Source organism: Nostoc sp., assembly GCF_036917315.1.
In the GTDB taxonomy this organism is placed as follows: Bacteria; Cyanobacteriota; Cyanobacteriia; order Cyanobacteriales; family Nostocaceae; genus Nostoc.
This window is the reverse complement of record NZ_JBALDR010000012.1, coordinates 255,669-281,978: the sequence shown is the minus strand read 5'-3', so window position 1 is coordinate 281,978 and position 26,310 is coordinate 255,669. Positions and strand designations below refer to the sequence as shown.

At 40.7% G+C, this 26,310-nt stretch carries 24 protein-coding genes; 14 read left to right on the top strand and 10 right to left on the bottom strand.

Features of this window, described 5'->3' with window-relative positions; translation table 11 throughout:
* Positions 1-32: 32 nt before the first annotated feature.
* From V7K84_RS06160 to V7K84_RS06150, 3 genes are all read right to left on the bottom strand, one after another.
* Positions 33-254: a type II toxin-antitoxin system PemK/MazF family toxin gene (locus tag V7K84_RS06160; protein WP_442940927.1), complete on the bottom strand. Its 222-nt coding sequence runs from the start codon at positions 252-254 to the stop codon at positions 33-35.
* Positions 255-352: 98 nt separating this feature from the next.
* Complete coding sequence (locus tag V7K84_RS06155) at positions 353-1,171, bottom strand: alpha/beta fold hydrolase (RefSeq protein ID WP_334836932.1); 819 nt, start codon at positions 1,169-1,171, stop codon at positions 353-355.
* Positions 1,172-1,357: 186 nt separating this feature from the next.
* Positions 1,358-2,083 (bottom strand): lysophospholipid acyltransferase family protein, encoded by a 726-nt coding sequence (locus V7K84_RS06150; protein ID WP_334836931.1) that lies wholly within the window; start codon positions 2,081-2,083, stop codon positions 1,358-1,360.
* A 379-nt stretch (positions 2,084-2,462) separates the two neighbouring features.
* Between V7K84_RS06150 and metG the strand changes: the two genes are divergently transcribed.
* The 6 genes from metG to menH all read left to right on the top strand — a co-directional run bounded on the left by metG (position 2,463) and on the right by menH (position 8,274).
* Positions 2,463-4,067, top strand: coding sequence for a methionine--tRNA ligase (gene metG, locus V7K84_RS06145; RefSeq protein ID WP_334836930.1), 1,605 nt, complete (start codon positions 2,463-2,465; stop codon positions 4,065-4,067).
* Positions 4,068-4,233: 166 nt separating this feature from the next.
* Positions 4,234-4,863 (top strand): LabA-like NYN domain-containing protein, encoded by a 630-nt coding sequence (locus V7K84_RS06140; RefSeq protein ID WP_094348455.1) that lies wholly within the window; start codon positions 4,234-4,236, stop codon positions 4,861-4,863.
* Positions 4,863-6,074, top strand: a complete 1,212-nt coding sequence (gene lptC / locus V7K84_RS06135) for an LPS export ABC transporter periplasmic protein LptC (RefSeq protein WP_334836929.1) — start codon at positions 4,863-4,865, stop codon at positions 6,072-6,074. The genes V7K84_RS06140 and lptC overlap by 1 nt, the downstream gene beginning before the upstream one ends.
* 160 nt (positions 6,075-6,234) lie before the next feature.
* Positions 6,235-6,636 (top strand): metal-sensing transcriptional repressor, encoded by a 402-nt coding sequence (locus V7K84_RS06130; protein ID WP_334836928.1) that lies wholly within the window; start codon positions 6,235-6,237, stop codon positions 6,634-6,636.
* 359 nt (positions 6,637-6,995) lie between these two features.
* Positions 6,996-7,298: a hypothetical protein gene (locus tag V7K84_RS06125; protein ID WP_334836927.1), complete on the top strand. Its 303-nt coding sequence runs from the start codon at positions 6,996-6,998 to the stop codon at positions 7,296-7,298.
* A 157-nt stretch (positions 7,299-7,455) separates the two neighbouring features.
* Positions 7,456-8,274: a 2-succinyl-6-hydroxy-2,4-cyclohexadiene-1-carboxylate synthase gene (menH, locus tag V7K84_RS06120; RefSeq protein ID WP_334836926.1), complete on the top strand. Its 819-nt coding sequence runs from the start codon at positions 7,456-7,458 to the stop codon at positions 8,272-8,274.
* Positions 8,275-8,291: 17 nt separating this feature from the next.
* Here the strand turns inward: menH and V7K84_RS06115 are convergent, their stop codons facing one another.
* Positions 8,292-8,939, bottom strand: coding sequence for a glycoside hydrolase family 24 protein (locus V7K84_RS06115; protein WP_334836925.1), 648 nt, complete (start codon positions 8,937-8,939; stop codon positions 8,292-8,294).
* A 782-nt stretch (positions 8,940-9,721) separates the two neighbouring features.
* On the opposite strand from V7K84_RS06115, the gene hpsJ-B reads away from it, so the two are divergent.
* The 6 genes from hpsJ-B (at position 9,722) to V7K84_RS06085 (ending at position 18,705) form a co-directional block, all read left to right on the top strand.
* Positions 9,722-10,564: a hormogonium polysaccharide biosynthesis protein HpsJ gene (hpsJ-B, locus tag V7K84_RS06110; RefSeq protein ID WP_292814800.1), complete on the top strand. Its 843-nt coding sequence runs from the start codon at positions 9,722-9,724 to the stop codon at positions 10,562-10,564.
* Positions 10,565-10,689: 125 nt separating this feature from the next.
* Entirely contained in the window at positions 10,690-11,598 is a 909-nt protein-coding gene (locus tag V7K84_RS06105) for a glycosyltransferase family 2 protein (RefSeq protein ID WP_334836924.1), read from the top strand.
* 736 nt (positions 11,599-12,334) lie between these two features.
* Positions 12,335-13,099 (top strand): DUF502 domain-containing protein, encoded by a 765-nt coding sequence (locus V7K84_RS06100; RefSeq protein ID WP_334836923.1) that lies wholly within the window; start codon positions 12,335-12,337, stop codon positions 13,097-13,099.
* Between the two features lie 280 nt (positions 13,100-13,379).
* On the top strand, positions 13,380-14,021 hold the full coding sequence (nusB, locus tag V7K84_RS06095; RefSeq protein ID WP_292787087.1) for a transcription antitermination factor NusB: 642 nt from the start codon (positions 13,380-13,382) through the stop codon (positions 14,019-14,021).
* Between the two features lie 254 nt (positions 14,022-14,275).
* Positions 14,276-15,949: a signal recognition particle-docking protein FtsY gene (ftsY, locus tag V7K84_RS06090; RefSeq protein WP_334836922.1), complete on the top strand. Its 1,674-nt coding sequence runs from the start codon at positions 14,276-14,278 to the stop codon at positions 15,947-15,949.
* A 1,364-nt stretch (positions 15,950-17,313) separates the two neighbouring features.
* Positions 17,314-18,705 carry a PP2C family protein-serine/threonine phosphatase gene (locus tag V7K84_RS06085; RefSeq protein ID WP_334836921.1) on the top strand — a complete coding sequence of 464 codons (1,392 nt, stop codon included), beginning with the start codon at positions 17,314-17,316 and terminating at the stop codon, positions 18,703-18,705.
* A 571-nt stretch (positions 18,706-19,276) separates the two neighbouring features.
* Here V7K84_RS06085 and V7K84_RS06080 read toward each other — a convergent pair.
* Complete coding sequence (locus tag V7K84_RS06080; protein ID WP_334836920.1) at positions 19,277-20,560, bottom strand: ankyrin repeat domain-containing protein; 1,284 nt, start codon at positions 20,558-20,560, stop codon at positions 19,277-19,279.
* Between the two features lie 196 nt (positions 20,561-20,756).
* Here V7K84_RS06080 and V7K84_RS06075 point away from each other — a divergent pair, with 196 nt between their 5' ends.
* On the top strand, positions 20,757-21,227 hold the full coding sequence (locus V7K84_RS06075; protein WP_099099590.1) for a DUF4079 domain-containing protein: 471 nt from the start codon (positions 20,757-20,759) through the stop codon (positions 21,225-21,227).
* A gap of 81 nt (positions 21,228-21,308) precedes the next feature.
* Here V7K84_RS06075 and V7K84_RS06070 read toward each other — a convergent pair whose 3' ends face one another.
* Positions 21,309-21,980, bottom strand: a complete 672-nt coding sequence (locus tag V7K84_RS06070) for a DUF1997 domain-containing protein (protein WP_334836919.1) — start codon at positions 21,978-21,980, stop codon at positions 21,309-21,311.
* Positions 21,981-22,158: 178 nt separating this feature from the next.
* Here V7K84_RS06070 and V7K84_RS06065 point away from each other — a divergent pair, with 178 nt between their 5' ends.
* Positions 22,159-22,815 (top strand): NAD(P)H-binding protein, encoded by a 657-nt coding sequence (locus V7K84_RS06065; RefSeq protein ID WP_334836918.1) that lies wholly within the window; start codon positions 22,159-22,161, stop codon positions 22,813-22,815.
* A gap of 130 nt (positions 22,816-22,945) precedes the next feature.
* Here V7K84_RS06065 and V7K84_RS06060 read toward each other — a convergent pair whose 3' ends face one another.
* From V7K84_RS06060 to hpsE, 4 genes are read right to left on the bottom strand one after another with little or no spacing between them, the layout of a single operon-like run.
* The gene (locus tag V7K84_RS06060) at positions 22,946-23,599 is read right to left on the bottom strand and encodes a TIGR04282 family arsenosugar biosynthesis glycosyltransferase (RefSeq protein ID WP_334836917.1); all 654 of its coding nucleotides are present in this window, start codon (positions 23,597-23,599) and stop codon (positions 22,946-22,948) included.
* Positions 23,600-23,629: 30 nt separating this feature from the next.
* Positions 23,630-24,280: a pilus assembly FimT family protein gene (locus V7K84_RS06055; protein ID WP_334836916.1), complete on the bottom strand. Its 651-nt coding sequence runs from the start codon at positions 24,278-24,280 to the stop codon at positions 23,630-23,632.
* A gap of 53 nt (positions 24,281-24,333) precedes the next feature.
* On the bottom strand, positions 24,334-25,299 hold the full coding sequence (locus V7K84_RS06050) for a glycosyltransferase (protein ID WP_334836915.1): 966 nt from the start codon (positions 25,297-25,299) through the stop codon (positions 24,334-24,336).
* Positions 25,292-26,293 carry a hormogonium polysaccharide biosynthesis glycosyltransferase HpsE gene (hpsE, locus tag V7K84_RS06045; RefSeq protein ID WP_334836914.1) on the bottom strand — a complete coding sequence of 334 codons (1,002 nt, stop codon included), beginning with the start codon at positions 26,291-26,293 and terminating at the stop codon, positions 25,292-25,294. The genes V7K84_RS06050 and hpsE overlap by 8 nt, the downstream gene beginning before the upstream one ends.
* Positions 26,294-26,310: the final 17 nt, after the last annotated feature.

Genomic DNA, 26,310 nt, shown 5'->3' with positions numbered 1-26,310 from the left:
TAGACATAAGATGGATGACAGGGGTTGTGATTCTACCACTGATAACCTAATGTCAACAACACTTTGCCTTCTAAAATAGTGAGTATTTCTGGAGTCAGAATGCCCACTTCTCTTTGCAATCTTGTTTTATCAATTACCCGCAATTGGTGGTAAAGAGCAACTGAATCCCGTTCTAATCCACCTTCACTACTTTGAATTAATAAACAGGTTGGCAAAGACGCACGACGCAAATTTGTTGTTAAAAGAATGCTGATGATAGTGGTAGGAATTCGGTCTCACCGAACTAAGCAAAAGTTAAAAAGCAAAAGAAAAAATGGTTGCGATCCGCATGAATTTATGTGGAGCGCACTTTTTACTTTTTAACTCTACCTGTATCAGCTTTACTTTCTAAAAAGTCGTTATCCTTAAGAATTTCATAGAGATTAGTATCTTGCTCTAGCAAGCAAGCGTGTCCGCAATTGGGCAACACCACAATCTTGTTATTTGGTAAGATGTTCGCTATCCGGTTCACTTCATTTACAGAAGGCAAAAGGCGATCGCTAGCACCAGCAATCAACAAAACTGGTTGAGTTAAACGCCTTAACTTTTCCTCATCAATATCAAACTCTCGCAGTAAAGACAACCGCCAAAGAACGGTTTCGACTGGGACAGAACGCATCGTTTTTAGCAGATCGTGGCGATCGCTGCGAGAAATGCGTGACAAAGATGCTAAAAATGGCAGCAAGCCTAATGCGCCAATATCATACAATCCTGATGGCACTAAGTAAGTTAGCTGGGATGCCCAACTTAACCAGGGGCGAAGATGAAAAGACGAAGCTGGGTTAATTAGGATGATTCGCTTAAATAAATCGGGTGCTTGGATTGCCACTTTCATTGCCAAGCAACCACCAAAGGACTCACCACACAAGTAAACTGGCCTTTGAGAGCTTTTTTCTAATTCGGCGTCGATCAAGTCCAATACACTCTTAGTTAGGGCATCCCAAGTGTTAAGGTCTTTCCGGGGGAGCGCCAACGAGCGCACATCAAAGCCAGTTTCTAATCCTGCGGTTTGCGATCGCAATAGTTGACCAGTTCCATCCATTCCTGGCAAATATACCAATAGCGGATACTCTGGCTGTACTCGTTTAGGAGTCAGAAAACAAGGGTTTAGCTCAACTTCTGTGATAGTCATTAGTCATTGGTCATTAGTCATTAGTCAATGGTATAAAACTTTTGGACTGCGAATTGTTGCTTTTATTAGCTTCGGTACTTTTGAGCAAAAACAAAAAAGTCTCGGAACAAGCTACTCAAAGTTTTGCAGACAATCCAAAATTGTTCGACTGAGCGGCAAGGAGCCGAAGTCCAAAATCGAATAACTTTAATAGCAACCTTGAAGCAGTAAATTGCTAATTTCACCCTGACAGTGTTCTGTCAGTTCAGCCACAACAGTTCTGGCTTGTTTGCCGTGATATTTTTTATGATGTTGGGGCGTAATCCAATAAGGACGACCGATTAACACCGCAACTCGACGATAAATTACCAAGGGATGCCAACCATTTTGATTAAATAAAGGTTCTGAAGGGTCAAATACACTCAAAAGTCTTAATGGGAAGCCATTGGTGTTTACTTCTTCTAAGGAAGCGATCGCGATCGGCAAAATAGCTAAATCCTGCACATTCGCTCGCAAAGCCAAATGGGCAAATCCCCGCTGAAACTCACCTACTTGGCTTGGCTGAGTAAATTTCACCATTGGTTCAGTCCCTTCTGGAAATACTCCCACCATCTGCTTGGACTGCAATAGCACCTGTGACTGCGAAAAAAAGCTTTGCTGGCGGTTTTGAGTATCTTCCAAGGGAAAACACCCCAATTGACCGGTGACAATCTCTCGCATGACTGGAACTTGTCCCATATAGTGATGGCAAGCAAAGCGAATCGGATTCGATAACGCTGCCATTAAAATCAGTGCATCCATAAAGCTGCGGTGATTGCTGACTACCAAGACGCTTGCATCCTGGGGAATGCGGTCTTCGTAATAGCGGAACATTTGCGTTGAGAATGCCGCCACCAAAGCGCGAGAAATCTCTAGGGGGCTATTTCCACTCATACCTAATCAATATATTTTCCGGTAAATATGGCAATTTGTCTTAAATTAATTTTTACATTTCTTTACTAATGCCATGACCGTCTTAAGATAGAAATATCTAATCTACAAAAGCAACTAGATTTTCTGTATTCTTGATTATGTATTCTCGATCACAATAATATCTAATAGAAACTATTCAAAAAAATTATGATTAGTGAATTTCCATTTTTTAGGTAAAAATGAGTTTAATTGATGCATATTACAAAACAATTCTGGACTTGATAAATTTGCTAGTATGAAGATGTTATTGGAAAAAATAGGAATAATATTGTATAATTGCGTGGTTTTGCCGCTGAAAGCTAAGAGATAAAACCTTTTAATAAGTGAATTTTTATTTTGCATGAATCTAGTGAATAAAACAAAAAAGACATTTGCACTGACCACACCCCTATATTATGTAAACGATGTCCCTCATATAGGCAGTGCTTATACGACGATCGCAGCCGATGTAGTGGCGCGATTTCAGAGGTTACTGGGTTATCAAGTATTACTAATTACAGGTACAGATGAACATGGGCAAAAAATTCAGCGATCGGCAGAAAATTTAGGCAAAGCGCCACAAGAATTTTGTGATCAAATTGTCCCTAGTTTCGTGAGTTTATGGCAATTATTAGACATTCAATACGATCGCTTTAGTCGGACTACTGCGCCTCGTCATCAAGCGATCGTGAAAGAATTCTTTGAGCGAGTCTGGGAATCTGGTGATATTTACCAAGGACAACAACAAGGCTGGTACTGCGTATCTTGCGAAGAATTCAAAGAAGAACGGGATCTGCTAGAAGGACACCGTTGCCCAATTCATACTAACAAAGAAGTGGAGTGGCGAGACGAACAAAACTATTTTTTCCGCTTATCCAAATATCAAACTAAGCTGACAGAATTTTATCAATCTAAACCGGGTTTTATTCAACCAGAAAGTCGGCGTAATGAAGTTCTCAACTTTGTCAATCAAGGACTGCAAGACTTTTCCATTTCACGAGTGAATTTAGATTGGGGTTTTCCGGTACCAGTCGATCCCAAGCACACTCTCTATGTCTGGTTTGATGCGCTGCTAGGTTATGTCACAGCATTACTAGAACCAGATGCAGAACCAACTTTAGCAAATGCTTTAGAAACATGGTGGCCAATCAACCTGCACCTAATTGGTAAAGATATTCTGCGCTTCCATGCAGTTTACTGGCCAGCAATGCTGTTGTCGGCTGGCTTACCCTTGCCAGAGAAAGTATTTGGGCATGGCTTTTTGACTAAAGACGGGCAAAAGATGGGCAAAAGTCTGGGTAACACCCTCGATCCTGTGGCGTTAGTTCAGCGCTATGGTAGTGATGCCGTTCGTTATTACTTCCTTAAGGAAATCGAATTTGGCAAAGATGGAGATTTTAATGAAGTAAGGTTCATTAATGTTCTGAATGCAGATTTGGCAAATGATTTAGGTAATTTGCTCAATCGCACCTTGAGCATGGTGAAGAAATACTGCACTGAGAATAATGTCCCATCAATCGGCAATGAAGGGATTCCTGACGAAAATCCTTTGAAAGCAATTGGTTTACGTCTAGGGGAACATGTAAAACAAGCATACCAAGAGCTAGCCTTCAGTCAAGCCTGCGTAGCCATACTTTCACTGGCACAAGCCAGTAATAAGTTTATTGATGAACAGGCTCCTTGGTCATTATATAAACAGGGACAGCAGGAGTCGGTGGAAAAGGTTCTCTACGCAGTTCTAGAATCGGTTAGACTAGCAGCTTATCTGCTATCCCCAATTATTCCGAACATCAGCAGCGATATTTATCAGCAACTGGGCTTTGGAATAAATTTTAACGATCGAATACAAAGTTCAGTTAATGCTCCTTTTGCCACCCATGCTACATGGGGACTACTATCGAGCAAGCAACAGTTGGGTAAACACCAACCTGTATTTCAACGAATAGAACCCCCGAAAAACGATTAGTCCTTATCAAACTCTGATTTTGTTCAATTTTTTATTTTCTCACAAAATTTATCGTGGCTCAATTTAAATTAGCCGCAGAACATTATCATAAGCCGCTGTGACTAGCATCTAAAAGTTGGTAATTTGTATCAAAAATAACAGGGATAAAAATTGAGGTATCACAATGATGTTGAATAATTTGGAAAATGATTCAATCTTTACGCCAGAACAGGTTTTGGAGAATCGGGGTAGGGTCGCCATATTTATTGATGGCTCAAATTTATTTTACGCTGCACTGCAACTAGGTATTGAAATAGATTACACGAAGCTATTATGTCGATTAACAGGAGGTTCTAGATTACTGCGTTCTTTTTTCTACACTGGTGTAGACCGGACAAACGAGAAGCAACAGGGGTTTTTGCTATGGATGCGTCGCAATGGCTATCGAGTCATTGCTAAGGATTTAGTCCAGCTACCAGATGGCTCTAAAAAAGCTAACCTAGATGTAGAAATAGCAGTAGACATGATGGCGTTAGTAGATTCTTATGATACCGCAGTTTTAGTTAGCGGTGATGGAGATTTAGCTTATGCGGTCAATTCGGTCAGCTATCGTGGCGTGCGGGTAGAAGTTGTGAGCTTGCGTTCCATGACCAGTGACAGCTTAATTAATGTAAGCGATCGCTACATTGATTTAGAAGCCATCAAAGAAGATATTCAAAAAACTCCTCGCCAAAGCTATCCATACCGCCCATTATCTGGGATCGGTTTTTTGGAAGACCCCAGAACTAGTGATGGACACCTAGAAATCCAAGAATAATGGCGTATCAATTTCATAAAAGAGGGAGATGGGGAAAGAGAAAAATTCAAATTTTCTCCTCCACTCCCTCCTTTCTTATTTTTCCTTTGACCTTTTTTTTGGTATTTGGTTTAGTCGCCTGCGGGGGCAAATCCTCGCCAACTTCCCAAGAAAATACTGCGGATTCATCTAATAAAGATAGCAATTTGACTTTCTTTGATGTCACCCTAGAACAAGCAGACGAAGTGGGAAGACCAATTTGGAAAGTCAGGGCTAAAACCGCACAATACACCAAAGAAAAACAAATTGGTCAGGCGGAAAGTCCTTATGGTGAACTATATCAAGATGGCAAAATTGTTTACCAAATCAAGGCAGATGTAGCAGACATTGAACAAGATGGGAAGCAGTTGTTTCTTAAAGGTAAGATATTTGCCACAGATCCGAGTAATGGGATTGTGTTGCAAGGTAATGAATTAGAATGGCGTCCCAAAGAAGATTTGTTGATTGTTCGTAACAAGATTAACGGCACCCATAAAAAACTACAAGCAGTAGCGCAGGAAGTGCGAGTCAAAACCCGCGAACAGCGGATGGAATTTTCTGGAGGAGTGGTAGCAAATTCTATCGATCCCCAGATGCAAGTGAGAACTGAACATTTAATCTGGAATATTAAAGAAGAAAAACTGATTGGCGATCGCCCCCTAGAAATTGACCGCTACAAAGATAATAAAATTAGCGATCGCGGCAAGGGAAATTCTGCCGAAGTCAACTTAAAAACAAAAATTGCCACTGTCCAAAAGAATGCTCAACTAGAATTACTAGACCCACCAATGCAAATAGCTAGTAATTCTATGACCTGGAACATGAATACAGAAACTGTCACTACAAACTCACCTACGCGAATGTTCCAGCGTGCCGAAAATGTCACAGTGACAGCCAATCAAGGTGAAATGAAAATACCCCAAAAAACCGTTTATTTAAAAGGTAACGTCAACGCCGTTGGTCAGCGTCGCCAGTCTCTAAGATCCAATACACTAACTTGGTATTTAGATAATAAGTTAGTTGAAGCTCAGGGAAATGTTGTTTATCGGCAAGTTGACCCACCGTTAAATTTTATAGGTGAAACAGCCGTTGGTAATCTGCAAACAGAAAATATTGTTGTCAAAGGTGGCAGTTCTAGCGGTAGGGTAGTAACAGAAATTATTCCCCAAGAAAGAGCCAATCGTCAGCAGTAGAGTTAGTGGTAATGGGGAGTGGGGAGTAGGGAGTAGGGGGGACTTGAGGACAAGGTGGCTTGAGTGAGAATTCGGGACAAGTCCTCTTACCAATTCCCATTCCCCACTCCCTGTAACGCTCTAGGCTAGGATCTTAGTATTACAAGTCCTTTGATAAGCCATGAATGGATCAAACCGATTAGGCAAGGAATCCTTGCCAATATCCCAGCAAGCAGAACATTCCCAGCATCACGATATAGACCACGACCATACAGATCATACTCATGGGACTGGAGAGCCTGCTCATCCTCACATCCATAGCGAAGAATCTTTACGGCGAATTGCCAATCGATTATCACGTATAGAAGGCCATGTTCGTGGTATTAAAACAATGGTGCAGCAAAATAGCCCTTGTCCTGATGTTTTACTGCAAATTGCCGCAGTGCGTGGCGCATTGGATAAGGTAGCGCGAATTGTTTTGGATGAACATTTAACTGAATGTATTGCTAGAGCTGCACAAGAGGGTAATATTGACGTTGAAATTAAACAGTTAAAAGCTGCTTTAGATCGATTTTTACCTTAAAAATAAAAAATTCACTCGGATGAAAAGACATTTTGTAGAGATGCGAGATTTAGTATATTGAACGAGGCAAAGTCTTCTTTATGCCAAAATTAATACAAATGTCTCAGAGGATGTTTGGAAAGTATTAAACGCAACGGGGACGACACCCTAGATTTGCTGGAGGTAACAGCACCGATAGCAATTTCCATTGTTCATCGGTTCAGTCTGTTGGATATGATTTAGACATGCCTCAAGTAATACTGTTGCATTTTTATCTACTGACAGAATATCGTTACTTAAGCTTTTTTTGACTTTCCAAATATCCTCTGAGAATTTATGGTGGGATTACTATCAGAGTAAAATACTGTCAGGTAAATGTTATGAGTAAGATAAAAAATAAATTTTTCTCTCAATGGCTTTCTATTGCTACTGAAATTAATCACTCTTTACCAAATGTGCCTGTATTAAACTGCCCAAACTGTCATCAACAAGAAGTAAATTTTCAATTTGTAGGAGATTTGCAAACTAGAATAGGCTACATAGCAATATGGTGTCCATTTTGTTTACATGGAATACATCTTTCAAGAGTGCGTATTCCTGCTGTACTTGAAGCTAATTATTTTGATATATCCATAGAAGAAGTTTCAAAAAGAATTCCAAATTTTATCCATGTAGAACCTTAAAATAATAATTGCCATAGCCGGGCTATTTCATTGTAAAAAGTTGTTTGAGTGTGTCTAAACCAAAAGATCAGTTGGGCTTGTGCCATGTTTTTAAACATCTGATCGTGGTATAAAATAAAAAGTTAGACCAGCTTGTAATTTACACATATCTTCTAAAATGATTTTAGAAAAATATAAATTTAACTATTTTTTTAATTTAAATATTAATAAAGCTATAATTATTTTTTTACATGGCTTCATGGGAAACATTAATGAATTTGATGAAGCTATAAAATTGCTAGCTGAAGATTTTTCTTATCTGATTCTTGACTTACCAGGACATGGGGAAACCGAAGTTGTAGGAGGTGATGAATACTATGTAATGGAAACTACCGCTCAAGCAATAATCAATTTATTAGATGAATTAAAAATAGATAAATGCCACTTAATTGGTTATTCGATGGGTGGAAGATTAGGTTTATATCTAACTCTAAATTTCCCAGAACGTTTTATTAAAGTCGTATTAGAATCAGCTTCTCCAGGTTTAGCAACAAAAGCAGAACGATTAGAACGAGTTAGGCGTGATGCTCAAATAGCTAGAAAATTAAGCAGAAGCATTATTCAAACTGATTTTGCTGCTTTTTTGTCAAATTGGTACAATCAACCGATTTTTGGTTATATAAAAAATCATCCAGAATACGATCGCATGGTAGAAAGTCGGTTGCAGAACAATCCACATGAATTAGACAAATCACTGCGCTTTATGGGTACTGGATGTCAACCTTCTTTATGGGAAAAGCTACAATTAAATACAATTCCCATGCTTTTACTAGTGGGTGAATACGATCAAAAATTTATATCTATTAATACAGAAATGGCTAAAATATGTGATTTTTTTCAGATAAAAATAATTAGTAATACTGGACACAATATCCACTTTGAAAATACCTTGACATTTGTGGAAAATATCAAAAGTTTTTTGTTCGCAGCAATTTAAAAATTAGGATAACATTACTACTTTTTTACTGCTTTGCTAGAAGGAGTTGGGGATGGAGGTAAATTCGGGGCTATTGGTTGTTTAGCTGCGGTTAATTCTTCTTGCAACATTTTCTGATAAACCTTGGGCAAAGAGTTACTCACAGAATTAGTTTCTATGCCATATCCCAAACTTGTCCAAGTGGGAGAGAGTCGCCGCAAAACGTCATTTAACTTTCCCTGACGCAACAGTTGAGAAATATTAGTTCCCCAAACTTTAGAATCATTTAACCAACGGTAAACTACTATATCTTGATATTCTGCTTCAAAACTATAAGCAGTCCAAAACATCATTTGCATCGGCTTTGGGTGATAACGAGGAGCTAAACGATACCAAGTAATGTTGATAATTTGATATCTGCCAGCAGCAGTAGAACAATTACCTGTGTTGGGGCCTGTGACAATTGTGACGCATATCTCAGGATGTCGGCTAAGGTCGTTGACTTGCTGTCCACCGTATAACAGCGAATAGGGACGGTTTCCACTAGCCTCACTTGCCGAGATGGTTCGCATTAAAGCGCGTATATAAGGGTCGCCCTCTTTCATCACCAAAGGCGGCTGTTTATTTTCAAAGATGGGATCGGAAGGCGATCGCAAGTCTCCAATATACCATTGCAATAAATACACAAAGCCGAGAAGCGCGGCTATTGGGCCAATAAGTTTTTCAACACCTTTGAATTCAAAGCCTTTCAGAGTCTGACTCCTTCAAATTCACTCTCTTTGCTAACAAAAATCATCGACGAACTGATTCTAGTAAAGTTCACACCTGATTGTTAGTTATTATTTCTTTTTTATGAGGAATTAGCAAAAAAGAGTATAAATACAGGAGTTTGCAAAAAACTGAGGTGCAAAATGCAGGACTCACGCATCAAATATAAAGAGTTTCTACCTTCTGCCTCAAAACCCGTAGCTTTGTATTCCATGCAAAAGAAAACTACTGTAAGTATAACAAGCGAGATATTCGTAAAAATCCCGGACAAGTATAAACTCAATCACTTTTAGTAGTATTTAATCCCAGTAATAATTGTTTCCTTACTCAAATCGGACGATAAGTCGATACAACCTCATGGCAAAGGTTTCGATTGAAGTTGATACCGATGCGCATCTGCGATCGCCTAAAAAAGGTCGGGATTACGACCGATTGACAACTGCAATCGGGGAGATTGGATAATTAATCAGTCTGTTCCTCTAGCCCTGCATCAAATTCGTATCTTAAAATACCAGGAATTTCCTGAAGACACTGTAGATAACAAATGTTACTGTGGCCTAGTTGAAAACCAAGAGGCAGATAGCCTTTAGCAATATTGAGTCTGCTTTGTGTTTTTACACAATAGTCATAGTCATGGGCACAATATTCAAGTAGCTTGAAATATGAAAATCACTCGTATTCACCACCAGTTTGAAAAATTATGGTTAACCGTTTTACTTCCGTGAGTACTGCTCTCACACTTAAGGTAGTTGGAATAATCTGCATTTTGTCCTTTTTTGTTGACTTTTTGATTCTGTTGTTACCCTTTCAACCCACCGATCGGGTATGGCAAATCAATTTGGGAACAGCGCTTGTCGATCGAGGAATTGTTCCTCTAGTCGGTTTGGGGCTTCTGTTTGCTGCCTATTGGATTGAGAATGCCGATCCAGCAAGCGATCGCCCCCAAGGTATCGATTTAAGATTTCCCGCCGCGATTATCTCCAGTATTTTAGGGTTGATGTTCTTGCTGATTTTTCCCCTGCACCTAAATAACGTCAATCAAGCCAAGACTCAAACACTCAACCGAATCACCCAAGAAGCAGATCAGGCAGAAACTCAGCTAAACACTCGGTTATCGCAATTACAAGCACAACTGAATACCGATCAAGGAAAAGCGCAACTAGACCAGCTGCGAAACCAAACCAAAGCTCAGTTTAGTGAAATCCTCAAAGATGACCAAAAATATAAGCAAGCAATTGAAAGCCCTCAAATTCCCGCAAATATAAAAGAGTTACTGAAGAAGGCTAAAACAAATCCCCAAGTACTTGACAAAGCAATCGAACAACAAACAGATATTCAAACGCTGCAAACTCAACAACTGAGCCAACTTCGGCAGCGCCGAGACGAAGCACTGCAACAAGCTAAAGATACTGCTTGGAAGTCGGGACTGCGGATTGGTATTAGCAGTTTGCTATTGTCCATTGGTTACATTATCATCGGCTGGACAAGCTTAAGAGGTAGGGGTGCTGTACAAGGTGGTAAACCTAGAACTGCCGCACGCTAATCACTATTGGCATGGCAGTAGGAAGTATCCCAAAATTATTGACGGCTGATACTGCCATGCGCCTAATAGCTAATAACAATAACAAAGCAATTATCACTGAGTAAAATCGCTATAAAACTTGAGTAATGTTCTCAATTTACATACTGACATATAACGAAGAACTAGATATTGCTGCTTGTATCGAATCGGCGATGTTATCAGATGACATCATTGTTGTGGATTCATGCAGTAGCGATCGCACTGTGGAAATCGCCAGTCGCTATCCCATCCGCGTTGTCCAACACGCTTTTGAAAGCCACGGACGGCAACGCACCTGGATGTTAGAGTCTATACCCCCAAAGCATGAATGGGTTTATATTCTCGAAGCTGACGAACGCATGACACCAGAACTGTTTGCGGAATGCAAAAAGGCAAGTCAGAATCCAGACTACATCGGTTACTATGTGGCTGAACGCGTCATGTTCATGAATCGTTGGATTCGCTACAGCACACAGTATCCGCGTTACCAAATGCGACTCTTCCGCCACGGTAAAGTATGGTTTACAGACTACGGTCATACTGAGCGAGAAGTTTGTGAGGGTGCAACTAGCTTTTTAAAAGAAACATACCCACACTACACTTGTAGTAAAGGTTTGAGCCGCTGGATTGACAAGCACAACCGTTATTCTACGGATGAAGCTCAAGAAACCTTATATCAGTTAGAACAGGGAAAAGTTAACTGGCAAGATTTATTCTTTGGCAAATCGGAAGTCGAAAGACGGCGTGCCCTGAAAGATTTGTCTTTACGTTTGCCTGCCAGACCGTTGCTACGGTTTATATATATGTATTTTATCTTAGGCGGATGTTTAGATGGACGCGCCGGAGTCGCTTGGTGTACATTGCAGGCATTCTACGAATACCTGATTTTGCTCAAAGTCTGGGAAATGAAGTATCTACCAAAACCTAATTTAGATACAACAGCAATTTTGGTACAAGAGAGTACGCAACAATTGCAGGGCGCGGATTCTGAAACTACACATGTTGATGCGGCGTGAAGATAGCTGGAGATTAGAAGGATTTCCTGTATAGCGATGCCTACGGCGGTAAACTACGCAAAATCATAGGGCACACGATGTGCTACACAGATCCCTGACTTCGTAAAAGTTGTCGGGGATCTTGTTTTTTATAATTCAAGACTAGATAAAAGAGACTTCTAAATAAAAAACATCCCAAATTGTTTTGTGGGACGGGTGTTCCCATCTCTTCTATATTCAGGGCGGGCAGAATACTTACCCCACAAGATGGATAATTTATTTTTTGAGAATACCTAAGAAATTAATATTTGTAACAGAATCTTTTCATAAAAGCCACCCTTGCTCAAATGTGAGTGACTGACCAGATAAAATAATTTATTAGTTTCAGGATTTAGACAATAACTCTCTAAAACTCTTATTTCTCTGCGTCCTTTGCGTCCTTTGCGGTTCGTTTTTTCATTATTTTGCGTAAGTCCTAAGTTTATCCTGTAGTACTTTCACAATCATGAGCAGCTTTTGATTAAGCGCGCTAGATTAATAATAGCCAAGAACTTGCAACAATTATTTACAAGTCTTATAAATAAAAGCAACATCCTCTAAGAATAACTAGTCGCCATCGGATTGGTTAATGTCTATGTGTATGCTTATAGGAAAATAGCTGATTTCCAGCAGCAGGCAACTTGCTAGCGTTTTAGACAGTTACTTGCGGCAGAATCTGCCAAAGTTAAAGCCTTCGGAATTTGACGAATCTGCTGGTATGGATACGAATAACAAAAGTTCCTCTAGCTTAAAACAGGAGAATCGGGGCTTGGTAATCGATCGCCTAAAACAGGATTTAAAAAACGACCTGATTGCTGGTTTGTTGGTAATAATTCCCCTAGCAACCACTATCTGGCTGACAATTACCATTGCGACTTGGGTAATCAACTTCCTCACCCAAATTCCCAAACAATTGAATCCCTTTGATGGGTTAAACCCCGTTTTAGTAAATATACTTAATTTGTTGGTAGGATTGGCTGTACCACTACTAAGTATATTGCTAATGGGCTTGATGGCTCGGAATATAGCTGGACGATGGTTGTTAGATTTTGGTGAGCGATTATTACAAGCAATTCCTTTAGCAGGACAGGTATACAAAACTCTCAAACAGCTTTTAGAAACAATATTAAAAGATTCTAATGGCAAGTTTCGCCGGGTAATTTTGGTAGAGTATCCTCGCCGAGGAATTTGGGCGATCGCTTTTGTTACTGGTGCAATCAGCAGTGATATCCAAGCCCAGATGTCTCGCCCCGTGCTAAGTGTTTTTATCCCCACCACGCCAAATCCGACTACCGGATGGTACGCAGTCGTTCCTGAAGACGAGGTGGTGAACCTTTCCATGTCGATTGAAGACGCCTTTAAAATAGTTGTATCAGGTGGCATTGTCGCCCCCAATACGCCTTTGGTTTTTTCCAACGAGTCCACATTGGAAGTGAAACACAAAGAGATCGAGCAGCAGGTTATTCCCGTTGAAGAAACGTGAAGAAGACAGGAGGCAGGAGGCAGGAGGTTCAATAAAGAATAGTGACTCACACCCGGATTTCTCACGCATAGTGTAGGCAGAGGGGTGTGGGAGGATGGGTAAGACTTCTTCCCCATCCTCCCACACCTCCCACACCTCCCACCCTCTGCCTCTCTGGAATCAATCTGGCATAGTCACAAGCAAATGCGTAATGTTGTTGTTTAACTGTGCCAAAATTGATAGGCTTATAAGTTTGTCTTGCCTAGTAAATTCAGTTCTCGCACAATCACCCCTCAGTTTTATGCAACCTCGTAAACCCCAGCAAATTGCTCGTGAATTGGCGCTTTTAAGCCTTAGCCAATTGCCAGTCAACCCAAAGAAATTAGATAAATTGGAAGACGACCAACTAGTATCCAAGTTGGTACTAGGTGCAGTACGCACTCTGACCTCAGAAGTACAAGATACCCTCGATAATGCCGCAGGTGAACTGCAACGCAGTAACGATCGCCTCTTAAGTAGCCAAACTCGGGCCTCCGACCTCAATACTGCCAGAACAATGCTTCAAGAAGCGATCGCCTGCACCCAGACAGCCATCAATCAGTTGGGTACAGCAGTTGATTTCCCAGTATTGATTCAGTTAGCTAATCAGGACAAGGGAGTTCGGAATTACGCTAAAGAGCTTGTGATTACCGTGAACGAAAATCGACACATTATAGATGAACTAATTTCTGCTGCCTTAGTAGATTGGCAAGTAACTCGCCTCGCCCAAATTGACCGCGATATCTTGCAAATCGCGGTTGCAGAAATGAAGTTCTTAGGAGTTCCAGACAGTATCGCCATCAACGAAGCCGTGGAGCTAGCCAAACGCTACAGTGGAGACGATGGTCATCGCTTTATTAACGGTGTTTTGCGCCGAGTCACTGAGCAGAAAAAAACTGCGTAGTACCGCTGCGGAATTCATAATTTTTATACTGCCGTGGAGAAAAATCTGTAGCCGCTTCTGCGGCTTCCTCCAAGCGAAACTTCGCTCAAAGTGAGACGCTGCGCGATCGCAAAAAACTCTCTATTGTCACGATTTTCCTTAAACTGGCGTTGAAAGGTGAGGATAACTCGGAAGTTTTCACCCCAAGAAAAAGTGCAAAGTTAAATTAAACTCATAATTCATAACTCATAACTCATATAAACAATACTGCTGCAATGGTTTTTAATTGGTTCCGTCGTCAACATAACGATTCCTCTAACACTCCCTCTGATAAGAAACAGGAAGAAACTCCTCCTGCAAAAGAACCCCAACCAGAGCCAGCCGAAACCTCAACACCAACTGCTGAAACTACACCAGACACAACGACAGACTTATTGGCATTTGCGAAAGCTGCCTACAAAAATATTCAGCAAAAACAGCAAGTCGAGGTAGTAGAAACCCCACCCGATCCAGCAGATACCTTAGCACCATCAATACAACCTGAGACCGCAGAAACGGTAACTGCGGAAATAGCTGAACCAGAAGCAACTGAGCAAGCTGCTAATACAACCGTAGAAACAGCACAGCCAGAAGTTATCCAAGCTGCTAGTCAGGAAGAAATTACAGAAGATTCTTCAGTGGCAGCAATTGCTGAACAGCCAGATGTTTCCACCATAGAACTCACGGCAAGCGAAGTTGAACTAACACCCACCGAACCACTAGCTACGCCAGAGGCAACACAGCCAACAGCACCAGCTAACTTATCCTTTTTAGAACGGGCGGCGGCAGAACGGCAAGCCAAGCTAGAACAACTAATAGCCACCGCCATTGAAGTTCCAGAACCGGAGGTAGTACAGCCAGTAGCGACAACCTCAGAAACAGGAGAGGAAATTCCCGGACTGTTATTTGATGATGGGTTTGTCTGGTCAGCGAAAGTTCTAGCAGCTCAAGGTAGGAGTGCAGAAGACGTTTCTATTGAAGAAATTACCTGGCTGAAAAAGCTCCGGCAAGGATTAGATAAAACTCGCCGTAGTATTCTCAATCAACTGAAGGCGATCGTTGGTCAAGGGCCGCTAAACCAAGCTGCTGTAACGGAAATTGAGGCATTGCTTTTACAAGCTGATGTTGGTGTAGAGGCGACAGACTTTATTATCAATGCCCTACAGACAAAACTGCGAGAAGAAGTTACTGCACCTGAAGAAGCGATCGCTTTCCTGAAAAAAATCCTTCGGGATATGCTGGATGCACCAAGTAAAACATCCCACAAAACTACCTTTACCCCAGAAAAAGAAACCTTAAATATTTGGTTAATTACTGGGGTAAATGGTGCCGGTAAAACCACCACCATTGGCAAAATTGCCCATCTGGGACAAAAATCTGGCTATAAATGCTTGATTGGAGCAGCAGATACCTTTCGCGCCGCTGCTGTCGAACAGGTGAAGGTTTGGGGTAGTAGAAGTGGTGTGGATGTAATTGCCAATCCGGGAAAGAATACAGATCCGGCAGCAGTTGTATTTGATGCGATCGCAGCCGCTCAAGCGCGTCAAACCGAATTACTTCTGGTAGATACAGCTGGGCGACTGCAAAACAAGAAAAATTTAATGGATGAACTTGGTAAAATCCGGCGAATTATCGACAAAAAAGCCCCAGATGCCAAAGTAGAATCTCTTTTGGTTCTAGATGCCACTTTAGGGCAAAATGGACTGCGGCAAGCCGAAGTTTTTTCCCAAGCTGCCCAACTCAGTGGTGTTGTCTTAACCAAGCTAGATGGAACTGCTAAAGGCGGCGTTGCCCTAGCCGTTGTGCAGCAGCTAGGTTTACCCATTCGCTTTATTGGTGCTGGCGAAGGAATTGAAGACCTACGCCCCTTTTCGAGCTATGAGTTTGTCGAAGCTCTCTTGAGTAGTTAGCTGAAAAATTTCGAGTTAAAAATTTTTGTTAACAGACTTAGGACTTACGCAATACTGTATGATTCTTCTCTGGGAGACACTGCGCGTTGGCGTCAGCCTCTGACAGAGAAGGAGGTTCGATAAATTAAGCTTTTTAGCTATTTTTGCGTAAGTCCTAAAACTGATAAATTTAGGGATGACCGATCTGGTATTATCACTTGAACTAACTAGAAACAGCTCAAGTCCTAAAATCATGAATTTGTCACAATAAATAGGTGACTTTTGCTAAAATTTCTAGCTAATGCCCTTTTTGAAGTCTGAAATGGGCTTTTTAAATGTAGCAGCACGGTATTTAGTTGCGACATAGAAAATCCCCTAGACTTTCATCTTGCAGCAATTGAAAAGGGAATCGAGACGCTCACGCCCACAATATACAACTCTATTGTGGGATAGACAGCAGTCCCAATGGTGAGCAGTGCATTGGGGAACCAGCGCGGGTGATTTCAGCGCTGCGGGAGGTTTATTCCTCCATAGGTGTTTGGTGTTGGCTATGGCGACTTACTCGTGCAACGTCTATTGAGAGGTTGGAATTCTGATGGTTAAATGAAAACACTCTTTCTGGCTTTTGACTTAAAGTTCTTAGAAGATATTTCTTCTATTTTTAGTGTCATCTCTTCTATTCATATCTTACACTTACCAAATGACTCACCCCTAGAATAAATTACAGGCTAATGGTTTAACTCTGTTACCTCTGACTAAGAAGATCGAGTTACTTCACTTTTATCCAGTTTTGATGGGTTTAAATTTTGCGTATTCAGCAACTCAAAATTCACAAAACGAGAAATTAAAAATGGAAAAGCTCAATCTTGGCACTTATCCGAGCATTTATGGTATACAAATTAAGTATTTGAAAACTTCTTAACAATATTCTCAGGTTTGGGAACGAGTGTAGTTCTGTTTTTGAGCAAATCAAGCTCGATTTGAGCGCTTATAGAGGTTTTTACTCAAAAGACTTCTAGTCTTCTAGTTGCTTCTGCCCAAAAAGTCCCTCTGAGAGCGTTATAAATTATTCTTTGAATAAAGTATTTTTATGACTTTAGAGATATGCTTTGGTAATTAAGTTATGAAAAAATAAAAAGCTTTCTGATATATCAGCAAAACTAGTAATTTTTACGGGTAGAATTTGGACTAAAAATACATGATTTGAAATTATTAATATTCCATCAAAAAGACAATAAGCAAATAAAATACTTATAAAATTTGCCTGTTACGTCTTTATACTCTTGCTAAAATGGCAAGTCTTGCCTAAATATGGTTTAGCAATGCCAAAGCCAAAAGATTTATAAGTAATCTAAAATCTGCCAATATAAAGTGCAATAATACCCGTGCCTGTGTCTCAACTGCCCTCTCAACCCACTGATAATAGTAGTAGTGCCGCGACGGATGTCACACCAGTCGTGGCACTCAAAGAACTCGTGGCAAGGTTGCACCGGGAACAGAACAAAATTCAAGATTTGCTAAGTTCTTTAGGATTTGCCCTGAGAAGTTTCAATAATTTGAATCAGTTTTTGGAACTGATTCCGCTGATGGCAACAAGAGTGACAGATGCAGACGGTAGCGCCCTGTTTCTCTACAAACCTAATGGTCAAGTCAGGTTAGAACAGTTACATTGGCAAGATAGTGGCCAGCGCAAGAATATCCGCAAAGCGCTAGAAATAGCCAGTAGTCAAATCACGCTTTTGCCAAATACTGCCCCTCTAGCAAATGCCACGGGGATTTTGGATGACCAGATGCATCGCTATTTAGGACCAGATGTGCAAATCTTTGGTACGGCGATTCTGGTAAAGCATACAGAACGAGGATGGCTCTATGTCTTGAGCCGCGATCCAGAATATAGTTGGACAGAAACCAGGCAAAAGTTAGTTAGGTTAGTGGCAGACCAGACAGCAGTAGCGATCGAAAACGATGAACTAGCTGTAGAACTAAGAAAAAAAGAACGCCTAGACCAAGAACTAGAAATTGGTGCAGAAATTCAACGGCGACTTCTACCACGTCAATGCCCTACAATTCCTGGTGCAGTCCTGGCTGCACGCTGTAAACCTGCCAATCGTGTCGGCGGAGACTACTACGACTTTATTGCTACCAATCATAATAAAATTCAGCCCAAGATCAAAGGTGGCAGCGAAACTAGTCGCTGGGGTTTGGTTATTGGAGATGTCATGGGCAAAGGTGTCCCCGCTGGGCTGATTATGACGATGATGCGGGGAATGCTACGGGGAGAAGTGCTACATGGTAATTCCCCAGCCAGAATTCTACAAAACTTAAATAGAGTTATGTATGCGGATTTGGAAAATTCCCACCGCTTTGTAACGCTATTTTACTCAGAATATAACCCTCACAGCCGAATTCTGTCTTATAGCAATGCGGCACACAATCCTCCCTTATGGTGGCACGCAGCGACAAAAACTGTCAGCCGTTTAGATACTTTGGGAATGTTAATCGGTTTGGATGCTAACAGCCAATATGAAGATGCCCAGGCACAGTTAGAGCCTGGGGATACAATTATTTACTATACAGATGGACTGACTGATGCTGCTGCTGCTGGTGGCGATCGCTTCGATGAAGACAATTTTGTTACTGGCTTCAATACGGCTTGTAAATACTGCAATGGGCCAGAGGAGATTGTGGATTACCTATTTGACCAAGTTCAGCAATTCATCGGTGCTGATAAACAAAACACTGATGATATGACACTAGTTGTTCTGCAAATCTTATAATTATTGGGCATTTATGCTCGGTCAAGTCATGAGTCAATGCTTGAGTTTATGGTGATAGAGGATTGACTACAGTGATTCCACTAAATTTAATTTTTTATTTATTTTTCTTTGAATTACCGTAGCGATCGCCCAAATGGTTGTATATCAACCTTTTTTGGGAACTTGTTTGTATTTAGCTTTTAGAATAATACATAAAAAATGATCGTTAGAATACTTTTCTGTTCAATTAAAAACTATATATTTTGCACATCTAGCACAGTAGGAAACGCCAAGGGGGAGAGCAGGTAAAAGGTAAAATGTACAAGGTAAAAAGTAAAAGGTAAATTTACTTCTTCATTTTTGCTTTCTTTCTATCCTTGTGACGCAAGCATTTGGTCTGCTCCCTTTTGGCGTTTTAATTTTTCTTTCTCCGCCGTAGCAAGTTCACAACAGCTAGGACGGAGTTTTGCTTTCTTTGTTTCTTTGTCCTAGATTTGCTTTTTTAAACTTCCTTGGTATTTCAGCCAGTAAACTTCATTTAATAATTTGTCAAGATATTTCTGAAAATATTTTAGATGAAGAATTGAGATTGCTATTCTTGCGCCCCAGCTTTTTGCAGACTCCGCACCACATTTTTATAACCATTAAATTCTGCAATCATCAAAGCAGTATAACCGCCACGGTTTTTCAAATTCACATCTGCCCCAGCTTGGAGTAATAACTGCACAATTTCGCCATAACCTGCTGAAGCCGCCCACATCAATGATGTGGCCCTTGCTGAGTCTTGAAAATTCACATCTGCCCCCTTTGCCAGCAGCAAATGTACGATCTCTTTGTGTTGGCGTTCGGTTGCCTTAATCAAAGCAGTTTTGCCATCATCCCCAGGAATGTTGACATCAGCACCATAGTCTAACAACACTTGTACCGTTTGGGTGTGTCCTTGTGATGCAGCCAACGTCAAAGGTACTTCACCAAGATTTTTCCCATTTATATCTCCGCCAGAACGTAGCAGTGCCTCGACAATTTGGCTATGTCCCTGCAATGCTGCTACAAGCAGTGGTGTATCGCCCAGGTGGTTGCTAATTTGGACATCTGCACCCCTGTTAAGTAATATTTGCACGACATCAATGTAGCCTTCCACAACGGCAAGGTGTAAGGCAGTTTCACCATCTCGATCTTGAAGATTTATCTGGGCACCTCGATCTAGTAAAGCTGCTGCGATCGCACTGTGTCCAGCCGCTGCTGCTGCCGATAGGGCAGTTCCACCATCAGCGTTTTTCACATTCACATCAGCCCCTGCTGCTAGCAGTGCTTCCACAATCTCCAAATGTCCCAAGTCTGCCGCTAGCATTAAAAGTGTCTCACCCTCCTCATCTGGAATATTGACATCGACACCAGTTTGGAGAATTGCTTGTAAAACTTCTATTTTTCCCTGCTTAACGGCAAGTTTCAACGCCGTATCATTATCTTTATCAGCGATATCAACTTGGGCACCAGCAGCCAATAAAACTCGCACTACATCGATATAACCTTTGAGGACTGCTGCCATTAATGCTGTACTGCCATCTTCATTAGTGGCATTGACATCTGCACCTTTAGATAGTAAAAGTTGCAAAATGTCAAGCTGTTTGGCACTAGCCGCCAACATCAAAGCCGTTAAACCATAGAGTTTTCTGGGCAAGTTGATATTTGCCCCAGCATCGAGCAGCGATCGCACAATTTCGGTGTAGCCTAAATTGGCAGCAAACATTAATGGCGTGGTGCCTTGGCGATCGCACGCGTCCACCCTCGCACCAGCAGCCAATAGCGCACACAGACCCTTGATATCGCCACTTTTAGCAGCTTTGAGCAGCAAAGTATCGTTGTTTTCAGTCATGAATGAGATCCCACACAGGGGGTTTTGTTCGTCTACCCTCAAAATTTAGTCTGAGATTGTTTATCCACTTTGGCAAGAGGACGAAGCAAAATAGTCGCAGGAGATGGAGGAGTCTCTTTTAATTTGTGCAACTTTAAGCACAGAAAATAGAGTTATGCTAATTTTTATGAAGATTTAATCATTAGGCGAGAACACGATGAGTCTGGAACTTTCTACGTCGGTGAAATATTGGCTGAACTTCTTCCATCCGGTGCTAATGTGGGCGCTATTAGTACTCTCAATTTATGCTGCCTATTTAGGACTGCAATTACAGCGTACCAGAAATGCTCAAGGGGAAGAAAAGAAAGAACTGATTAAAGGTAGATATAACGTCAGACATTACCAAATCGGTTCTATACTACTAGCTTTGATGGTGGCAGGTGCGATCGGCGGGATGGCTGTCACTTACATTAATAACCAAAAGTTATTTGTCGGGCCTCACTTACTAGCAGGACTAGGTATGACAGGTTTGATTGCATTTTCTGCTGCCTTGTCTCCTTATATGCAAAAAGGGGCAAATTGGGCACGTGCAACTCATATTTTGATAAATTTCACGCTTTTGGGACTTTTTGCTTGGCAGGCTGTTACTGGCGTGCAAATTGTCCAAAAAATTCTCACTCAAGCATAGTTAGCAAAGTAGGGTAGCACAGTTGTGCTACCCTAAAAACGTACAAATAATTTGGAATTATTGATTTTTTAGAAATCCCTATCAACGCTTTTTCTTAGAATTAGCAGGAAACGGTATTTCTAAAGATTTATGAAAATCTTCCTGAACTTTGCGAGTTAAGCGGCGGGAGACTTGGCGGACAATTTGATTAAGTAAGCGATCGCCTGTAGATTGAATTATAGACTGGGGTAATCGCTGAATAAACCGGGGAAAGTGAAGATAAACTATCAAATCCAATTCCCATTCAACTCTTGTAACTTTACCAATGCTAGTAGAAACATCGGTTTCTTTTAACTCTAGAGATGCGCGATAGTCTACGTCATAACCAGGCGGTTGGTAGTCAGGAATGGGAATTGTACGGATGCGGTAAATACCCTCCTCTGGGGGCAACAATTCCAAACCTATTTTCGGTTCTACTTCGTAACCAAAAGAACCAAAACGACCAATTGTTAAAGCATAGCCATTTTCCCCAAGTGATTGTACCTTCATGGGTTCAGCGCAGCGCGAAAACCATGAGGCGTGAGAATTGAGATACTCAGCAACCTTCTCTACTGGGGCAGCCATTTCCATAAAATCTTGATAACGACCGTAAAATTTTGTCAGCGTCGCTACATTTGGTTCTGTTAATGTGTCCTCGGCTTCTTGGCTGGAGGCTACAGGTAAAACTGCTTCTGTTATTTCCCAGGATTTATATTCGCCTTTTCTTGAAAGCATAAATGCATTACTGTATATTTTGGCGTTAGTCTATATTAATGATTCCCCACACACCTGGGTCATTTCGCATTCAGATCCCATTTTGACCGAAACCTCATGAATCTGCGATCGACTCCATAGAATTACTAAAATAAAGAACTGAAGAAGCACACAATAGTTTCCCAGGATAGCATTTATCATGAAAGCATTTGTAGCAGGGGCAACAGGTGAAACAGGTCGCCGGATTGTGCAAGAATTGATCGCGCGGAATATTCCCGTCCGAGCCTTGGTGCGGGATATAGAGAAAGCTAGGGGTATTCTGTCTCCTGAAGCCGAATTAGTGGTAGGCGATGTGTTACAACCAGAAAGTTTAACTGCTGCCTTGGGGGATAGCACAGTTCTTTTGGTTGCGACTGGGGCAAAACCTAGCTTTGACCCCACTGGCCCCTATAAAGTGGATTTTGAAGGGACTAAAAATTTAGTAGATGCTGCTAAGGCAAAGGGAATTGAGCATCTTATCTTAGTTTCTTCTTTGTGTACTTCCCGGCTTTTCCATCCGCTAAACTTGTTTTGGCTAATTTTGTTGTGGAAAAAACAAGCTGAAGAGTATATTCAGAAAAGCGGTCTTACTTATACAATTGTCCGGCCTGGGGGGTTGAAAAATGAAGACAACTCCGACCGCATCGTGATGCAAAGTGCAGATACACTGTTTGATGGTAGTATTCCTAGACAGAAAGTCGCCAAAGTTGCTGTTGAAGCGCTGTTTGAAGCAGATGCACGCAATAAAATTGTCGAAATTGTTGCCAAACCTGAAGCAGCCTCAAAAAGTTTTAAGGAGCTATTTCAGCAGTGCTGATATTCCACAGGATTTTATTGCTTCTGTCTCTTATTCTCATCCCCAAGATAATAGGCTCACATTTTCATGAAAAAGTGATTCCTATGGCTCTGCCTACGCACTTTTCCAATTCGCCCCTTGATTTTACTCCTTAAAGCGATCGCTCTATTTTCCCTGCAAGGGCTTGTTCCCAAATCGGCAGATCCTCCGGTCGGTCAACATCAGCTAAGGGCAACAAGTCCACGTATAATAAATTAAGTTTCTGGGCAATATCTACCGTTTTCTGAAATACTTGAGCCGTTCCCCACTCGATGTTAACGAATAGCTCCGGGATGGGTTGGCGCAAAGCAATTAAGTAATATCCACCATCGATCGCAGGGCCAAGTACGAGGTCAAAAGCGTGTAACTTCTCAAAGGCTGTTGCTAAAATCTGGGCATTCACTCCAGGACAATCTGTACCAATGATAATTACTTTTTCTGCACCAGATTGAAAAGCATCAAAAAGCGATCGCGCCATCCGCGAACCTAGATCCCCTTCACCTTGAGACTGGTAAATCAAATCCAACCCCAGCCAGTCTTGCATAAGTTGCGAATCGCCACCTGCAAAGCGCACTTCCACAGATATGTCAATGGCTTTTTGCAATTCTTGAACCTGAAATATTGTATGCTCAGTCATTTCTCGTTGAAGATTGGCAGCACCAAAAGTTCCTAAAGCAGGTATCAGTCGGGTTTTTGTCTTACCTGGTTCTGGATAGCGGGTGAAAATAATCAGGTGCTGTTTTGAGTTTGCTGGTAAATTCAGCACACAATACCTTGTTTAACAACTAAAAATATCTTAATAGCAATACTTGTCGTTTTCGTTGGCTCTAGGATGATCTTTGCCCGTCCGCATAGCCCCCAAAATTGTAGAAACATAGACACAACGTCTAGCTTTACCACCATTCAAGCTGTAAAATGTTATTTGTCCTAATCCACCGACTGTACACTGATTTCCAATTTCAGAGATAGGACAACCGTGATAGTTAAATAAAACTCGCCACATTTGTTGTGAAGGATGTTTTAGTAAAGTTGTCTCCTTTTTTCCTTTATTATTTTCCTCTTCATCAATGCCAATGCTTGGCTCAAGATTATGCCATAGGTTGCTATTATTTTTAACAGCATCAGAAATAAATTGTCCTCCCTCTGCTTGATGAACTGCCCATTGCACAACACCATTTTGTATGCGAAAACTGGTTTGCCTAGTCAATTTATCTTTAGTGGCTTGGCTTTGCGCTTGGCGCAAAGCATAATAAACCTCATTTTGGGTAGTGTTGAGACGGCGAGTCTCCACAAAAGCCAGCCAATTGGATATTCCGATCGTAGCTAATATACCAATTAATACAATAACTACTAACATTTCTGGTAAGGTAAAACCACTGTTGGAATGATTATGCTTCAAGAGATTTTTTGCATAAACTAAAGATGGTAGATGCACCAGGCTATCCATTTTTATTCTGAGAGTTTTTCAGCTACTTAGCCGTTAAACAATTTTCAATTTGTTTAGCTTTTTACTTCGCGCTGGTTAGTAATATTTTCGAGCAACGTAGGCATTAAAATGATTATGAAAATTTTTAATAATAATTTTAAAGTAAAATTTATCCGCTGAAGTCTTGAAGAATTATTCAGAATATAATTCCATAAGAATTTAGCGGCAATTAAAGCTTTTTGTCGATTAAACGGCTTTTGTAGGGCTTTGCATGTCAGGTATTTATATAAATTTGTCAGACTTAGATTCCAAGTAGTCTTAAGTGCTAAAGGTCTTTTCTTATATGCTCTCTCAAGCACTTGCAAGCAAGCTTGTTCTTGCCTTATAAGATTAGAAGAAACGGAATTAGCACTGATTCTGTACAATATTTGTACAGATGGTACGCATACAAAATCAAACTGGCAAGCTAATCGCAACCACATATCCCAATCTTGAGCAGCACTTAGAGATTCATCAAATCCACCTAGTTTGATTAAAGCTTCTCTACGAATCAAAGGATTGGAGCCATTCTCTAAAAAGTTTGTCAACAATAACTTTTCATAAACGTCTCCATTGGCTGTAACATGTGTACCAGAGAGTACTATTTCACCATTTTCATCGATATAATCAGTCCAACTGTAAGCAACTGTCGCAGTAGCATTTTCTTGCAGAGCCTTTAACTGAGACTGAAGCTTATCAGATGTCCAAAGATCGTCCGCATCTAAGAAACTGACAAATTCTCCAACTGCAAGCTGTAGGCCTCGGTTACGACTAACGTTTCCGCCAGCATTGGTATAGGAAAATATTTTTATTCGGGGATCTTGAATTTGTGTAACAACATCTAAAGTGGAGTCTTTTGAACCATCATTAATTACAATTAATTCTAGATTGCTTAAAGTTTGATTTAGAACAGATTGAATTGTATGATGAATAGTATTTTCACTATTATAAGCGGGGATAATTACAGAAGCTTTCGGCAAATCTTGACTATAGTTAATCATTTGATAGGGCTAATTTATTTTTTAATCCTTTGCGAAAATGAGATTTTAAGTAGTAAAAAGGACTCATCATACTAGCCAAGTAAAATTCCATTTCAAAAAGTGCAATTAAATTATTTTTCAATTCACCTTTATAGTGAATACGGTGCTTTAATACTCGGCGTAAATTTCCTAGAATAGTTTTCATAAACACTATTGGTTTTTGCCAATTTTGAGTATTTATCAAGCTTAACTGGAAAATACACAAGCCACAACCGCGTGCCAGAGTTAAGAGATAATCTCTCTCAAGTCGCCAGCCTGGTATTTGATGATAAGTGTGCATGGTAGGATTATACCAAATCTGCCAGCCTGCATAATGTATATAAAGCAATGGTTCATAGTCATCACCCTGTACCAAAATACCAGGCAACTTTCCACTTAAATTAGGCCGCTGTGGTACATTTTCACGCCATACCTGTTTCCGAACAACAAGCGCTGCACCAGGAGGAAGTCTTAAATTATCTGCGTCAAACAAATATGGATTTGAACCATGTTCTCTAATAGCTAAAAAAGCTTGAATTCTTTCAAAATTTTCTGGCGGGTTTACTTCAAAATCACCATGAATCTGTCCACTCCAAGCACCTGCTTGAGGATGCTCTAATCCAAAAGTATATGCTTCTGATAACCAATCAGGAGCAGGTAAATTATCATCATCTAAAAATGCGATTAGCTGCCCTTTGGCTTCACGTACTGCTCGCAATCTGGCAAAAGCTGCTCCCTGTTCGGTTTCTAAAAAATATCTTAAATGACAGTTACAATCATATATTTTTTGGTAATTCTGGATTATTTCAAATGTATTATCAGAACTATTATTATCCACAATAATAATTTCCCAGCTAAGTTGTTCTACTCCTGTCTGGGTTAATAGCTTATCCAAAATTTTAGGTAAACGGGTTGCTCCATTGTATGCAGGAATGGCTACGCTAATATCTAAATCTTCAGCTGTTAATTCAGTCATAATGCCTAATGTTTTAA

Coding starts and splice junctions, on each gene's coding strand:
- V7K84_RS06155 (WP_334836932.1), bottom strand. CDS start 1,171: ATGACTATCACAGAAGTTGAGCTAAACCCTTGTTTTCTGACTCCTAAA.
- V7K84_RS06150 (WP_334836931.1), bottom strand. CDS start 2,083: ATGAGTGGAAATAGCCCCCTAGAGATTTCTCGCGCTTTGGTGGCGGCA.
- metG (WP_334836930.1), top strand. CDS start 2,463: ATGAATCTAGTGAATAAAACAAAAAAGACATTTGCACTGACCACACCC.
- V7K84_RS06140 (WP_094348455.1), top strand. CDS start 4,234: ATGTTGAATAATTTGGAAAATGATTCAATCTTTACGCCAGAACAGGTT.
- lptC (WP_334836929.1), top strand. CDS start 4,863: ATGGCGTATCAATTTCATAAAAGAGGGAGATGGGGAAAGAGAAAAATT.
- V7K84_RS06130 (WP_334836928.1), top strand. CDS start 6,235: ATGAATGGATCAAACCGATTAGGCAAGGAATCCTTGCCAATATCCCAG.
- V7K84_RS06125 (WP_334836927.1), top strand. CDS start 6,996: ATGAGTAAGATAAAAAATAAATTTTTCTCTCAATGGCTTTCTATTGCT.
- menH (WP_334836926.1), top strand. CDS start 7,456: ATGATTTTAGAAAAATATAAATTTAACTATTTTTTTAATTTAAATATT.
- hpsJ-B (WP_292814800.1), top strand. CDS start 9,722: ATGGTTAACCGTTTTACTTCCGTGAGTACTGCTCTCACACTTAAGGTA.
- V7K84_RS06105 (WP_334836924.1), top strand. CDS start 10,690: ATGTTCTCAATTTACATACTGACATATAACGAAGAACTAGATATTGCT.
- V7K84_RS06100 (WP_334836923.1), top strand. CDS start 12,335: ATGGATACGAATAACAAAAGTTCCTCTAGCTTAAAACAGGAGAATCGG.
- nusB (WP_292787087.1), top strand. CDS start 13,380: ATGCAACCTCGTAAACCCCAGCAAATTGCTCGTGAATTGGCGCTTTTA.
- ftsY (WP_334836922.1), top strand. CDS start 14,276: ATGGTTTTTAATTGGTTCCGTCGTCAACATAACGATTCCTCTAACACT.
- V7K84_RS06080 (WP_334836920.1), bottom strand. CDS start 20,560: ATGACTGAAAACAACGATACTTTGCTGCTCAAAGCTGCTAAAAGTGGC.
- V7K84_RS06075 (WP_099099590.1), top strand. CDS start 20,757: ATGAGTCTGGAACTTTCTACGTCGGTGAAATATTGGCTGAACTTCTTC.
- V7K84_RS06070 (WP_334836919.1), bottom strand. CDS start 21,980: ATGCTTTCAAGAAAAGGCGAATATAAATCCTGGGAAATAACAGAAGCA.
- V7K84_RS06065 (WP_334836918.1), top strand. CDS start 22,159: ATGAAAGCATTTGTAGCAGGGGCAACAGGTGAAACAGGTCGCCGGATT.
- V7K84_RS06055 (WP_334836916.1), bottom strand. CDS start 24,280: ATGGATAGCCTGGTGCATCTACCATCTTTAGTTTATGCAAAAAATCTC.
- V7K84_RS06050 (WP_334836915.1), bottom strand. CDS start 25,299: ATGATTAACTATAGTCAAGATTTGCCGAAAGCTTCTGTAATTATCCCC.
- hpsE (WP_334836914.1), bottom strand. CDS start 26,293: ATGACTGAATTAACAGCTGAAGATTTAGATATTAGCGTAGCCATTCCT.